The sequence below is a fragment of the Microvirga flavescens genome (assembly GCF_003290125.1).
In the GTDB taxonomy this organism is placed as follows: Bacteria; Pseudomonadota; Alphaproteobacteria; order Rhizobiales; family Beijerinckiaceae; genus Microvirga; species Microvirga flavescens.
In genome coordinates, this window is the sequence record NZ_QMKH01000001.1 from 958,468 (window position 1) to 971,295 (window position 12,828).

Annotated in this window: 12 protein-coding genes; 11 read left to right on the forward strand and 1 reads right to left on the reverse strand. The window is 62.7% G+C overall.

Annotated elements, in window-relative coordinates; all coding sequences use genetic code 11:
- Positions 1-66 precede the first annotated feature (66 nt).
- The 11 genes from DQW91_RS04280 (at position 67) to DQW91_RS04330 (ending at position 11,217) form a co-directional block, all read left to right on the forward strand.
- Positions 67-543 (forward strand): DUF3830 family protein, encoded by a 477-nt coding sequence (locus DQW91_RS04280; protein ID WP_112662274.1) that lies wholly within the window; start codon positions 67-69, stop codon positions 541-543.
- 133 nt (positions 544-676) lie between these two features.
- Entirely contained in the window at positions 677-1,699 is a 1,023-nt protein-coding gene (locus tag DQW91_RS04285; RefSeq protein ID WP_245410887.1) for an ABC transporter substrate-binding protein, read from the forward strand.
- A gap of 21 nt (positions 1,700-1,720) precedes the next feature.
- Positions 1,721-2,545, forward strand: a complete 825-nt coding sequence (locus DQW91_RS04290; protein ID WP_112662276.1) for an ABC transporter permease — start codon at positions 1,721-1,723, stop codon at positions 2,543-2,545.
- Positions 2,538-3,341 (forward strand): ABC transporter permease, encoded by an 804-nt coding sequence (locus DQW91_RS04295; RefSeq protein WP_112662277.1) that lies wholly within the window; start codon positions 2,538-2,540, stop codon positions 3,339-3,341. The genes DQW91_RS04290 and DQW91_RS04295 overlap by 8 nt, the downstream gene beginning before the upstream one ends.
- A 1-nt stretch (position 3,342) precedes the next feature.
- Positions 3,343-4,407 carry an ABC transporter ATP-binding protein gene (locus tag DQW91_RS04300; RefSeq protein WP_112662278.1) on the forward strand — a complete coding sequence of 355 codons (1,065 nt, stop codon included), beginning with the start codon at positions 3,343-3,345 and terminating at the stop codon, positions 4,405-4,407.
- Between the two features lie 5 nt (positions 4,408-4,412).
- On the forward strand, positions 4,413-5,174 hold the full coding sequence (locus tag DQW91_RS04305) for a gamma-glutamyl-gamma-aminobutyrate hydrolase family protein (RefSeq protein WP_112662279.1): 762 nt from the start codon (positions 4,413-4,415) through the stop codon (positions 5,172-5,174).
- A gap of 19 nt (positions 5,175-5,193) precedes the next feature.
- The gene (locus DQW91_RS04310; protein ID WP_112662280.1) at positions 5,194-6,627 is read left to right on the forward strand and encodes a gamma-aminobutyraldehyde dehydrogenase; all 1,434 of its coding nucleotides are present in this window, start codon (positions 5,194-5,196) and stop codon (positions 6,625-6,627) included.
- A gap of 85 nt (positions 6,628-6,712) precedes the next feature.
- Complete coding sequence (locus DQW91_RS04315) at positions 6,713-7,750, forward strand: D-2-hydroxyacid dehydrogenase (RefSeq protein WP_198411765.1); 1,038 nt, start codon at positions 6,713-6,715, stop codon at positions 7,748-7,750.
- 39 nt (positions 7,751-7,789) lie between these two features.
- On the forward strand, positions 7,790-8,707 hold the full coding sequence (locus DQW91_RS04320; protein ID WP_112662281.1) for a dihydrodipicolinate synthase family protein: 918 nt from the start codon (positions 7,790-7,792) through the stop codon (positions 8,705-8,707).
- A 78-nt stretch (positions 8,708-8,785) separates the two neighbouring features.
- Positions 8,786-10,312 carry a carboxypeptidase M32 gene (locus DQW91_RS04325; RefSeq protein ID WP_112662282.1) on the forward strand — a complete coding sequence of 509 codons (1,527 nt, stop codon included), beginning with the start codon at positions 8,786-8,788 and terminating at the stop codon, positions 10,310-10,312.
- Positions 10,313-10,434: 122 nt separating this feature from the next.
- Entirely contained in the window at positions 10,435-11,217 is a 783-nt protein-coding gene (locus tag DQW91_RS04330) for an LOG family protein (protein ID WP_112662283.1), read from the forward strand.
- A 15-nt stretch (positions 11,218-11,232) separates the two neighbouring features.
- Here DQW91_RS04330 and DQW91_RS04335 read toward each other — a convergent pair whose 3' ends face one another.
- Positions 11,233-12,828 carry an MBL fold metallo-hydrolase RNA specificity domain-containing protein gene (locus DQW91_RS04335; protein ID WP_112662465.1) on the reverse strand — a complete coding sequence of 532 codons (1,596 nt, stop codon included), beginning with the start codon at positions 12,826-12,828 and terminating at the stop codon, positions 11,233-11,235.

A 12,828-nucleotide genomic window follows, 5' to 3' on the forward strand; every position in this document is an offset into this window, starting at 1 on the left:
TCAATTTCCACCTGCGACCTTTCTCGAGCAATATACGGGCGCCAAGTCCGAAGTTTGGGAAACATTATGACAAAACGTCGTCTTTACTTAAAGTTCGTCGAAGCCAACGTTCAGGGCACGATCGAGCTTTACTGGGAGAACGCTCCCGTCACCTGCCAGACCATCTGGGACGCGCTGAAGAAGCCGATCCAGGTCCCGGCCGGGCACGCCATGTATGCCGGCCCTGAAATCATGATGGGGCTGCCGAAGGAAGCGCAGACCTTCGATCCCCTGTCGATCCCGGTCGAGAACCAGACCTGCTTCCCCGTCGCGGGCGAGCTTCTGTGGTTCTATCAGGCCAAGAACCTCTTCAAGGGCATGACCGACGAGTTCTGGGAAATCGGCATGTTCTACGACAATGGCGGCCGCATCTTCGGCCCCATCGGCTGGACGCCGTGCAACATCCTTGGCCGCATGACCGAGGGCCTCGAGGAGATCGCCGCAGCCTGCCGCAGCATCCGCATGGAAGGCATCAAGACGGTCGAAATCGGACGTCTCGATTGATGCATGCCAAGCCGGGGCAAAGTGCCTCGGCCAATGAAAGCGGAGCGGAAGAAGCGACGGGACGAAACGCTCTTCCGCTCTATAATATCGTTCACACCGGCAACGAACCAGAGGTCGAACAATGGTTGCTAACGTGTCTAAAGCCGCAGCGCTCCTTGCCTTGGCAAGCGTCCTCGCGACGCCCGCCTTCGCGAAGGACAAGCTCGTCATCAACTCCTACGGCGGGGCTTACGAGCAGATCCACCGCAAGCTCGTCATCGAGCCATTCCAGAAGAAATACGACGTCGATGTGCAGGTGATCACGGCCTATTCCGCCGATGCGCTCGCCCAGCTGCGCGCCCAGAAGGCCGCTCCGCAATTCGATGTCATCCACTTCTCCGGCGGTCAGGAAGTCGTGGCGGCGCGCGAGGGGCTGATCGGCCCGATCAAGGCCGAGGAACTCACCAACGCCAGGGACCTCTACCCGTTCGCCACCGAAGGCTTGGCGCGCGGCGAGGGCCCGGTTCATGCGGTCGCCGCCATCGGCCTTCTCTACAACAAGGACAAGGCCCCGAAGAAGCCGGCCAAGTGGGCCGATCTTTGGGACCCGGCATATAAGGATCACGTCGTTCTCACCGACCTGTCGAACAGCTATGGCCTCCTCGGCTTTTTGATGATGAACAAGGTCAAGGGCGGCGACATCAAGAATCCCGAGCCGGGCTTCGAGGCCGTGAAGGGGCTTCTCGGTGGCGCCGTCGTCGTCTCGACCTCGCCGGAACTGCAGCAGAACTTCGCGCAGAACGACGCCTGGATCGCGCCTTACGCACAGGACTATGCCTACACGCTGCGCAAGGCCGGCCTGCCGATCGAGTTCGTGCAGGGCGCGGAAGGAACGCCGGCGGTCTACCTCACCGCCAATCTCGTGGCGAACCGCCCGAATCAGGAGCTTGCCAAGAAGTTCATCGACTTCTCGCTTTCGGCAGAAGTGCAGGAAGGTTGGGCTCGCGAGCTGCGCTACTCGCCGACCAACAAGGCGACCAAGCTTGACGAAGCCCTCGCCAAGGAAGTCGTCTACGGCGAGCAAGCCGTGTCCGGCCTCATGCGCTTCAACCCGCTCGATGTGGACGCCAACCGTGCGTCGATCATCGAGCGTTGGAAGAAGCTGATCGCTCGCTAAGAAGAAAGCCGGGGCTCCTCCATGCGTGATCGCGCTGAAGATCTGGCTCTTGCGAGCCCCGGCATTCTGCTCCTTGCGTTCGCCTTCATCCTGCCCATCGCCGAGATGCTGCGTCTGAGCATCGTCGGGCATGACGGCGGCACGACGTTTGAACATTTCACGCGGTTCCTGACCGATCCGTATTATCTCGGCATCGTCTGGCGCACGATCTATCTGTCCATCATCATCACGCTGTTCTGCGCGATCGTCGGTTTTCCGCTGGCATACGTGATGGCGCGGGCGACGCCTTCCTTGCGGCTGTGGCTCATCGTTCTCATCATCCTGCCGCTGATGACCAGCGTCGTCGTGCGCACCTTCGGCTGGATGGTGCTGCTCGGACGTGGCGGTCTCATTCCTTTTACACTCTGGAAGATTGGGTTCGTGGGGCGCAACTTCACGCTCATGCAGACCGAGGCGGCCATCGTCATCGGCATGGTGCAGGTGCTTTTACCCTTCACCACGCTCTCCATTCTTGGCGTGGTCATGAAGATCGACCGACGTCTTGAGGAGGCCTCACGCACGATGGGCGCAAGCTTTCTCGCAACCTTGAGAACGGTGGTTCTGCCGCTCGCCATGCCTGGCATCCTCGCAGGCTCGCTCCTCGCCTTCACGCTCTCCGTCAGCTCCTTCGTGACGCCTTCTCTCCTCGGTGGTGTTCGCCTGCCCGTGATCGCAGGCTCCATCTACGAATCGGCGACGAAGACGCTCGAATGGAATTTCGCGGCGGCGCAGTCCGTTATTCTTCTCGTCGGCGTGCTGCTCGCGTTGACGCCTTACATCAAGCTTTCAGGCCGCCGCCATGGTTAAGGGCGTTCCGAATGTCCTGCGGGCCGTCACCTGGCTCTTCGTCGCCGTGACGCTGATCTTCGTGCTTGCGCCACTGATCGTCGTTGCTGGCGTGTCGGTGTCGGAGAGCCAGTTCATCGCCTTTCCGCCAACCGGATTCACCTTTCGCTGGTTCTTCGCCATCTTCGAGTCGAGCGCCTATCTCGGCGCGCTCGGCACGAGCCTCAAGCTCGCGGTTCTTGTGACGATCACCGCCACGGTCATCGGCGCGGGTGCGGCGATTGCGATCAACCGCCGCCGCTTGCCGGGTTCGGGCGTGCTGGCGGGCCTGTTTCTCTCGCCTCTCATCCTGCCCTCCATCATCTTCGCCATCGGCCTCCTGATGCTGTGGAGCGCGACCGTCGGCCCGGTTTCCTTCTCCGCCCTGTGGCTCGGGCATACGGTCATTGCGCTGCCTTACGTGATCCGCACGACACTTGCCGTTCTGACCGATTCGGATCCCTTCCTGGAGGAGGCCGCGCGCACGATGGGGGCAGGGCGCTGGCAGCGCATTCGCCATGTCGTTTTGCCGCAATGCGCGCCGGGGCTCGCGGCGGGCGCGTTCTTCGCCTTCAACATTTCTTTCGATGAGGCGGTGATCGCGCTTTTCCTGCGCACGCCGGATCTCGTGACGCTCCCCATCCAGATCTACAACCAGCTCGAGTTCAGCCCCGATCCGACCGTTGCAGCGGTCTCGACCCTCATGATGGGTCTGACGATCCTGCTCATCGCGGTGATCGACCGGCTTCTCGGCATTCAACGCTTCGTCGGCAATTGAGATGGCAAAACTTGAACTGATCGACATCGTCAAATCCTTCGGCGCAACGAAGGTGCTGCATGGCATTTCGCTCACCATCGAGAGCGGGGAGTTCGTGAGCCTGCTCGGCCCGAGCGGCTGCGGCAAGACCACGCTTTTGCGCAGCATTGCCGGACTTGAGAGCGTCACGGGCGGTTCCATCCGCATTGGCGGAAATGACGTGACGCAGATGCCGCCGGAGAATCGCGACATCGCCATGATGTTCCAGTCCTATGCGCTCCTGCCGCACATGAGCGTGCGCGAGAACGTGAGATTCCCGCTTCGCATGCGAAAGCGCGGCACGCGGAAGGAACAGGACGAGCGGGTTCAGGCAGCGTTGGAGACCGTGCAGCTCGGGCATCTTGCCGAGCGCATGCCGCGCCAGCTCTCGGGCGGTCAGCAGCAGCGCGTGGCTCTTGCCCGCGCCATCGTGTCCGATCCGAAGATCCTGCTTCTCGATGAGCCGCTATCCAATCTCGATGCCCGCCTGCGGGAGGATATGCAGGTGGAGCTGATCGAGCTTCACCGCAGGCTCGGCCTCACTACCGTTTTCGTGACACACGATCAGGAGGAGGCGCTCAGCCTCTCCGACACGGTCGTTCTCATGAATGGCGGGCGTATCGAGCAGACGGGCGGGCCTCAGGAGATCTACGCCGCGCCGCGCACCCACTTCGCGTCCGAGTTCATCGGTTCTGCCAACCTTGTGCCGGTGCTGGTCGGCACGGGCGATACCGGTCTGCAGGCAAAGCTGCCGAGCGGCGAGCTCGTGCCGCTGGACGCGCAGGAAACAACGCGCGGCAAGGCCACGCTCGCCTTGCGCCAGGAGGATCTGAAGCTCCTGCCTGCGGGAACCGAAAGGCCCGGGACTTTCCATGCGAGCGTTGAAACGCAGGTCTTCCTTGGTGCGCGCATTCGCTACGTTCTGCGGGTCGGCGACTTGCGCCTGAAGTGCCTCGCGCCGGCGACCGATCTTTTCGCTCCGGGCGAGAAGGTTCTTGTGCAGGTTCCGGAAGGGCGGGCGCGGATCATCGCAGAACGAGGCGAGTGACAACGATGCGTCACAACACCAGCGCCGCGCGGCCCCTTCTCGGTATCGTTGCCTGCAATCGCCGCGTCGGCGATGAGATCGCGGCCAGCGTCATGCACCGCTATCTCATCGGCGCGTCGCGCTACATGGACGCTTCCCTTATCATCGTTCCGAGCCTGCCGGATGCTATCGATGCTCCGCGCATCGCAGCGGCGGTGGACGGCATCCTCTTGACCGGAAGCCCCTCCAACATTGCCTCTCATCGCTATGGCGACGGCGCTGCGGGTGGCGAAGGGCCGTTCGACGAGGCGCGGGATGAGACGGTCGAGCGCCTGCTCGACGCGGTCGTCGACGCACAAAAACCTGTCTTTGGCATCTGTCGCGGATTGCAGGAAATCAACGTCGCGCTCGGCGGCACGCTTCGCCGCGATCTGGGCGAAAAGCATCACGCGCCGTCGGATGCCAGCTTCGTGGGCATGTTCGAGCATCGTCATTCCGTGGCTCTGTCCGAAGGCGGTCTTCTGGCGCGAGCGCTTGGCGACACAGTGGCGACGGTCAACTCGGTCCACTACCAGGGCATCGACAAGCTCGCCTCTTCGCTCACGGTTGAAGCCACGGCCCCCGATGGCGTTGTCGAAGCCGTTTCCGGGTCGCTTGGCGCATCGCGGATCATTGCGGTGCAGTGGCATCCGGAATGGAAGGCCGAGGCCGACCCGCAATCGCAGGCGATTTTCCAGTTGTTCGGTCGCACGCTTCGCGGCGTTACCGAGATCCCCACTTCACCTTAAGAGATTTAAGGAAACACCGATGTTCGAGAACGCGCAGGTTTTTATCGATGGCCGCTTCGAGGCGGGAGAGGGGAAGGCGGAGCCCGTTACCAATCCCTCCACCGGCGAACTGATCGTCGATCTGCCGACGGCGGGCGAAGCTCAGGTCGAGCGCGCTGTCGCCGCGGCGGAAGACGCTTTTCCCGCCTGGGCGGCGCTGACCCCGCGCGAGCGGTCTCGCGCGCTGTTGCGGGTCGCGGATCGCATCGAGCAAGAAGCGGCTGTTTTCGCTGAACTCGAATCCAGGAACTGCGGCAAGCAGTATCGTTATGTTCTCGGCGGCGAAGTGCCGAACGTGGTCGATGTGTTCCGCTTCTTTGCCGGGGCCGCGCGCACCATGCCGGGCGTGCCGACGGGCGAGTATCGCAACGGACGGCACACGAGCATGTTGCGCCGCGACCCCATTGGCGTCGTCGCCTCCATCGCGCCGTGGAATTATCCGCTGCTCATGGCAAGCTGGAAAATCGCGCCTGCGATTGCGGCGGGCAACACGGTGGTCATCAAGCCGTCGGAGCACACGCCGCTGTCGCTCCTGAAGCTCGCCGAGATTTTCGCTGAGGTTCTGCCGCCCGGCGTCGTCAATGTCGTCACCGGAACAGGCATAGCGGTCGGCCAGCGCCTCATCTCGCATCCACTGGTGCGGATGATTTCGCTCACGGGCGATGTCGGAACGGGCCGCAAGATTCTCGCCGCTGCGACGGACACGCTCAAGCGCACCCATCTCGAACTCGGCGGCAAGGCTCCCGTCATCGTCTTCGATGATGCCGATCTCGGCTCTCTCATCGACACGTTGAAGGAAGCGAGCTTCTACAATGCGGGGCAGGATTGCACGGCGGCGTGCCATATCTACGCGGCTGCGCCGATCCATGATCGTCTCGTTGCCGATCTCGCCCAGACGGTGAAGGCTCTGCCCTTCGGAGAATCGGACGATCCGAAGGCCGAAGTCGGGCCGCTGATCACGCAGCGCCAGCGCGAGCGGGTCGCCGGCTTCGTGGACCGCGCGCGGGAGAGCGGGGCTGAAGTTCTGGCGGGAGGTACCGCGCCCGAGCGGCGAGGCTTCTTCTACGAGCCGACCGTTGTCGCGACGAAGCCCGATGCGGAGATCGTGCAGCGCGAGGTGTTCGGCCCTGTCGTATCCATCACGCCTTTCAAGGACGAGGAAGAGGTGCTGCGTCTCGCGAACGGTTCGCCTTACGGCCTCGCCTCTTCGATCTGGACGCGTAACACGGGTCGGGCGGCGCACTTGGCGGCGGCGCTGCGCTATGGCGTCACCTGGGTCAACACGCATGGCGTGTTCGCGACGGAGATGCCTCACGGCGGCGTGCGTAACTCAGGGTACGGTAGCGATCTCTCGATGACGGCCCTGACCGAGTACACCCAGGTCCGTCATGTGATGTTCGCGCATAGCCGCTGAGGCTTGACGGAGGGCATGGCCGCATGGCTTTGCTGTGCCAGGCGCGGGCTTCCCTCGCGCGTTCTGGCAGGAGAGCGACGGGCCGATGTCCTCCGTAAAACAAACGATCTTCATCACCTCGCCTCTGGAGCCGGAGCATGTCGCGCGCGTTCGCGCGGTGTCGCCCGAGGTGGAGGTGATCTACGAGCCCGATTGCCTGCCACCGATCCGCTACATCGCCGATCATGACGGGCGCGAGGATTTCAGGCGCACGCCTGAGCAGGAAGAGCGCTGGCGCGCCGCTCTTGCGCGAGCAACGATCCTCTTCGACTTTCCTTCCGACGGCCTTGCCTCAGCGCCGAATGTGCGCTGGGTGCAGACCACGAGTTCCGGCGTCGGGCGGCGTGTCCATGCGCTCGGCCTTGCCGACAGCGATCTTCTGGTCACGACGGCGCGGGGCGTCCATGCGGATTCCCTCACCGAGTTCGTGTTCCTCGTCCTCCTCATGCACGCCAAGGACCTTCCGCGCCTTCAGAAGGATCAGGCGGAACGCCGGTGGGATCGCTATTGCTGCGGCGAGCTTGCCGGCAAGACGATAGCAGTCGTCGGCGCGGGGCAGATCGGCGCCAGGACCGGCACCATCGCCAAGGCCTTCGGCATGCGTGTTCTGGCTCTCGTCAATTCGCCCGCGCCGGAGCGGCGGGCCGAGCTTTCGGCTGATGACGTGTTCGGGCAAGATGATCTTCACAAGGTTCTTGGGGCTGCGGATTATGTCGTTCTCGCAACGCCCCACACCCCGCAGACCGACCGCATGATCGATGCGGCGGCCATTGCCGCGATGAAGCCGGGCGTTGTTCTCATCAATATCGCGCGCGGGCAGGTCGTCGATGAGCCCGCCATGATCGAGGCGCTCAAGCGCGGGCACATCGGCTTTGCGGGCCTCGATGTGCAGGCTGTTGAACCCTTGCCGCTGGATTCGCCGCTCTGGTCCCTGCCGAACGTGCTGATCAGTCCGCATTCGGCCAGCACCGCGCCGAGCGAGAATGGCAAGATCACCGATATTTTCTGCCGGAACCTGACGCACTATCTCGCGGGTGAGCTCGGCGCTATGGTCAACGTGCTCGACAAGAAGCGGATGTATTGATCGCCGAGTCCGCCAGTGAGATAGAACCGGGAGATCCTCTTGATGCTCACATCATCCGCCGCAGGCGTCTATGTCATCTGCCCCACGCCCTTCGATGCAGAGGGCCGCGTCGACTCAGCCTCGACCGACAACATGGTCGAGGCTTTTCTCGCGGCGGGTGCGACGGGGCTCACCATTCTCGGCATCATGGGCGAAGCGCCCAAGCTCGCGGCTGACGAAGCACAGGCCTTTGCGCGCCAGGTGATCGCGAAGGTTGCCGGGCGCGTGCCGGTGATTGTGGGCGTTTCCGCCGCGGGCTTTGCCGCCATGTCCGGCCTCACCAGGCGCGTCATGGATGCTGGCGCGGCAGGCGTGATGATCGCGCCGCCTTCGAACCTGCGCACGGACGATCAGATCGTTGGCTATTACGCGGACGCGACGGAGGCCATCGGCAAGGATGTTCCTTTTGTCATTCAGGATTATCCGTTGGTGACGAACGTCATCATGACGCCGAAGGTCATCATGCGGATCATCGAGGACAATCCCTCTTGCGTCATGCTCAAGCATGAGGATTGGCCGGGGCTCGACAAGATCACGACGTTGAGAAAGGCGAATGCGGAAGGAAAGTCCCGCCGCGTGTCGATTCTATGCGGCAACGGCGGTATGTTCCTGAATTTCGAGATAGAGCGCGGGGCCGATGGCGCGATGACAGGCTATGCCTATCCAGAAATGCTCGTCGGCGTCGTCAACCTCATGAACGAGGGCCGCCGCAAGGAGGCGCATGATCTCTTCGACCGGCACCTGCCGCTGGTGCGTTATGAGACCCAGCCCAATCTCGGCCTTGCGGTGCGCAAATACGTGTTGAGGAAACGTGGCATCATCGCGTCCGAGACCTTGCGCAAGCCGGGGCCGAAGCTGACACCTGAGACGGTCGCGGACATCGACTGGATGATGGCGCGCATCGAGCGCGGCGCTTAAATGCCGCCGGGGTCGGGTTGCAATTATATAGCGTAGCCGTATCGTGGGAAGCCCGCCTAAACTCTCAAGCGAAGAATCATGATCGACAATCCGGCCCTTGCCGCCCTCCACGAGCGCGTTGCCACCATCAACGATGTCCTGAACGCCGCCTCCCTGCTGACATGGGATTCGCGCACCATGATGCCTGCAGGCGGTGCGGAAACCCGCGGTCACCAGATCGCCACCCTGACCCGGCTGGCGCGGGACATTCTGCTTGCGCCGGAAACGGAGAGGGCGCTCGAAGCGGCCGAGCGCGCGGTTCAATCCGCGCCCGAGGACAGCGCCGCGCGCAGGGCCGTCGCGCAGACTCGCGCCGCTCTCGATCACCACAACCGTATCCCGGCTGCGCTCATTCAGGAGCGCGTGGCGCTTCGCACCACCGCGCAGGCAGCCTGGATCGAGGCGCGCGCGAAGTCCGATTTCTCGATCTTCGCCCCCTTCCTCGAGAAGACGATCACTCTTGCGCACGCCTATGCCGATACGGTCGGCTTCGCCGAGCATCCGTATGATGCGATGGTCGCCGTCTATGAGCCGACCGAGACAGCGGCAAGCCTGAAAACCTTCTTCGCTGAGCTGCGGGCCGGGTTGAAGCCGATCCTCGACAAGGCCCGCGCGCGCCCTGCGCCGCGTTCCGACTTTCTGTTCCGGGACTATCCGGAGGATGGGCAACGGGCCTTCGGCGAGTTCGTTGCGGGCAGGCTTGGCTACGATTTCACGCGCGGGCGTCTCGACAAGACCGTACACCCCTTTGAGGTCTCGTTCACGCGCAACGACGTGCGGATTACCACGCGCTACCGGCGTGATTACCTGCCTGGTTCGATCTTTGCGACGGCCCACGAGACGGGCCATGCGCTCTATGAGCAGGGCGGCGACCCCGCTTTCGTCCGCACGACGCTGGCCACCGATCTCATCGGCCTTTATGCGGTGAACGGCACGAGCCTTGGAACGCATGAATCCCAGTCGCGGCTGATGGAAAACCATGTCACCCGCAGCCGCACGTTCTGGCAGCTTCACTTCCCTGATCTGCAGCGACATTTCCCGGCTCAGCTCGGTGATGTGAACGCGGAGGAATTCTACCGCGCCGTCACGCGGGTCGAGCCGGGCTTCATCCGCGTCGATGCCGATGAGCTGACCTATGATTTCCATATCATGCTGCGCGTCGAGCTCGAGAACGCGCTGATGGACGGCTCATTGAAGGTGGGCGATCTTCCGAGAGCCTGGAACGAGGCGATCAAGCGGGATTTCGATCTCACCGTGCCCGACGACGCGCATGGCGTCTTGCAGGATGTGCATTGGGCCACCGGATACATGGGGTCGTTTGCGAGCTACACCATCGGTAACGTCATGGCGGCACAGGTCATGGAAACGTTGCGCGCGCAGGACAAGGACCTGCACAGCGCCATCGAGGGCGGCGACTATGCGCGGCTCAATGATGCTCTCGGGGAAAAGATCTGGCGGCATGGCCGCCGCTTCAGGCGCCAGGAGCTTCTCGCGAACGTGACAGGGCGCAGCCTGGAGGTGGCCCCCTATCTGCGTTATCTCGAAGCGAAATACGTTCAAGCATAAGCGGGAAATCCCGGCATTTCGCGTTCAGCTTGTTTTCGTGCGATAAGCCGGCGAGTTTCATGCAGCCGGCTCACTGCGCTGTGCACGGAAACACGACGTCGGAACCATTTTAAGAGTCAGTTATGACGACTTCCCGTCCCTCGAACGCCGCTCAGCTCGCTTCGCCCTCCTACCGGCTTGCCGCCCTCGATCAGGATTTCCTGTTGGGCGATACGATGCGGGGCGTGCGTTTTCAGCTTGAATACGCGAAGGCCGAGGAAGCGTTGCGGGCCTGGGGCGTGCGCACCACCATCGTCGTCTTCGGCAGCGCCCGCGTGCGTGAAGGCGGGCCGGGCCGCGAGGCGTTCTGGTATGAGCAGGCGCGCCTTTTCGGGCGCATCGCTTCGGAACGCGGTGGGGCGCTCACGGCCAACGGCAATCTTCGCGACAACGTCATCGCCACCGGTGGCGGCCCGGGCATCATGGAGGCGGCCAACCGCGGCGCGTGCGATGCCGGCGCTCCTTCCGTCGGTTTCAACATCACGCTGCCGCATGAGCAGGAACCCAATGCCTATTCGACGCCGGAGCTGACCTTCCGCTTCCACTACTTCGCCATGCGCAAGATGCACCTTGCCATGCGTGCGAGCGCCCTCGTGGTGTTTCCCGGCGGATTCGGCACTCTCGACGAGTTGTTCGAAATCCTGACCCTGCGCCAGACCCAGAAGGCTCCACCCTTGCCGATCGTTCTGTTCGACAAGGCCTATTGGACATCCGTCCTGAACTTCGAGGCGCTGATCGAACACGGCATGATTACCGCATCCGATCTCAACCTCTTCGCCTTCGCGGGAAGTGCGGAGGACATCTGGGAGCGGCTTCTTGCCTACGACCTGTTGTCGTACACGAACGGACGAGAAGAGCTGAAATAGAGAGGGCGCACCTCCCTATTGCTCCTCCTCCAGCGCACGGCGCAGGCGGCGAATGACGACGGCGCGGGCTTTCGCGTCCGCCGTCTTTTCAAGCGCCTCGTTGATATCGAGAACGAGCTTCGAATATTCGTTGTGCCAATCGCGTCGCCCCGTGATGGCGGGTTCGAGGCGCGGTGTCGTGGGCGCGATGAGCGTGGCCTTCTCGCGGGACAACTCGTAAGCCTCGTCGATCTCGGGTGTGAAAACCCGCTCGTCGGGCATAATCCCGTGCAGCGCGTTGCGAAAGGCATCCATCGCAAGCTCTTCGCCGTGGACGAGAAACAGGCCGCGCTGCACCGGAAGGCGCTTTTGCAGCCAGGCCTTCAACTCCGGTTCGTCCGCATGGCCTGAATAGATGTCGAGGGTGCGGATGCGCGCGCGGACTCTCACCTCTTCGCCGTGAATGCGAACGCGCGAGGCCCCCTCCTGCAGAATGCGGCCGAGCGTCCCCTGTGCCTGGAAGCCGACGAGAAGAACCGTCGCCTCGTCGCGCCACAGCCAAGCCTTGAGGTGATGACGAATGCGTCCCGCTTCGCACATTCCGCTCGCTGCGATGATGATGTGGAAGCTGTGAATGCGGTCGATGGCTTTGCTCTGTTCCACGCTCTCGGTGAAGCGCACCATGTGGGATTCAAGGGCGTCCACCAGCTCCTTGCCGTTTTCCAGTTCGTGCGCGTGACGCCGGAAGATCTCGGAGGCTTTCGTCGCCAAGGGGGAGTCGATGAAGATCGGTGCGCTTGGAATTTCACCGACCACCATCAGCCCGACGAGGTCGACCATAAGTTCCTGCGTGCGCTCGACGGCAAAGGACGGAATGAGCAGAACACCATTGGGGCGGATGGCAGCCTTTACTTCGTCGCGCAGCATCATACGTCGATGCTCGGGTGTCGTATCCGTGCGGTCGGTGTCGCCGTAGGTCGATTCCATGACGAGATAGTCGCAACCCTGCGGCCCTTCGGGATCGAACTGCAGAAGCTTGTGCTCGGGGCCGATATCGCCGGAGAACAAAAGCCGGATCGGCTCCTGCCCGGAATCCGGTGTCGCTTCGATCTCGATGGACGACGAGCCGAGAAGATGACCGGCATTCCAATAACGTGCGCGAAAGCCCGGCGCGACGTTCTGCCAGGTGTCGTAGCGGACCGAGCGGAACTGCGTGAGGCAGGCCACAGCATCTTCCGCCGTGTAGATCGGCGTCACTTCCGGCCGCCCGCGCCGCACGTTGCGGCGGTTCAACTGCTCGACTTCGAGCTCCTGGATATGCCCCGAATCCGGCAGCATCACTGAAGCGAGATCCGTCGTGGCTGCTGTCGCGTAGATGGGCCCCGTGAAACCGCCTTTGACGAGCTTGGGGATCAGGCCGCTATGGTCGATATGCGCATGCGTGAGGCACAGCGCATCGATGTCCGAGAGCTTGAAAGGGAAGGGCCGGTAGTTGAGTTCCCGCTCTGATTTGGAACCTTGGAACATGCCGCAATCGATAAGAATGCGGGCCGTGCTGGTTTCAAGCAGGAAGCATGAGCCTGTGACGGTGCGGGCTGCTCCGTGAAAATGGAGACGTAAGGACAAAGCGAT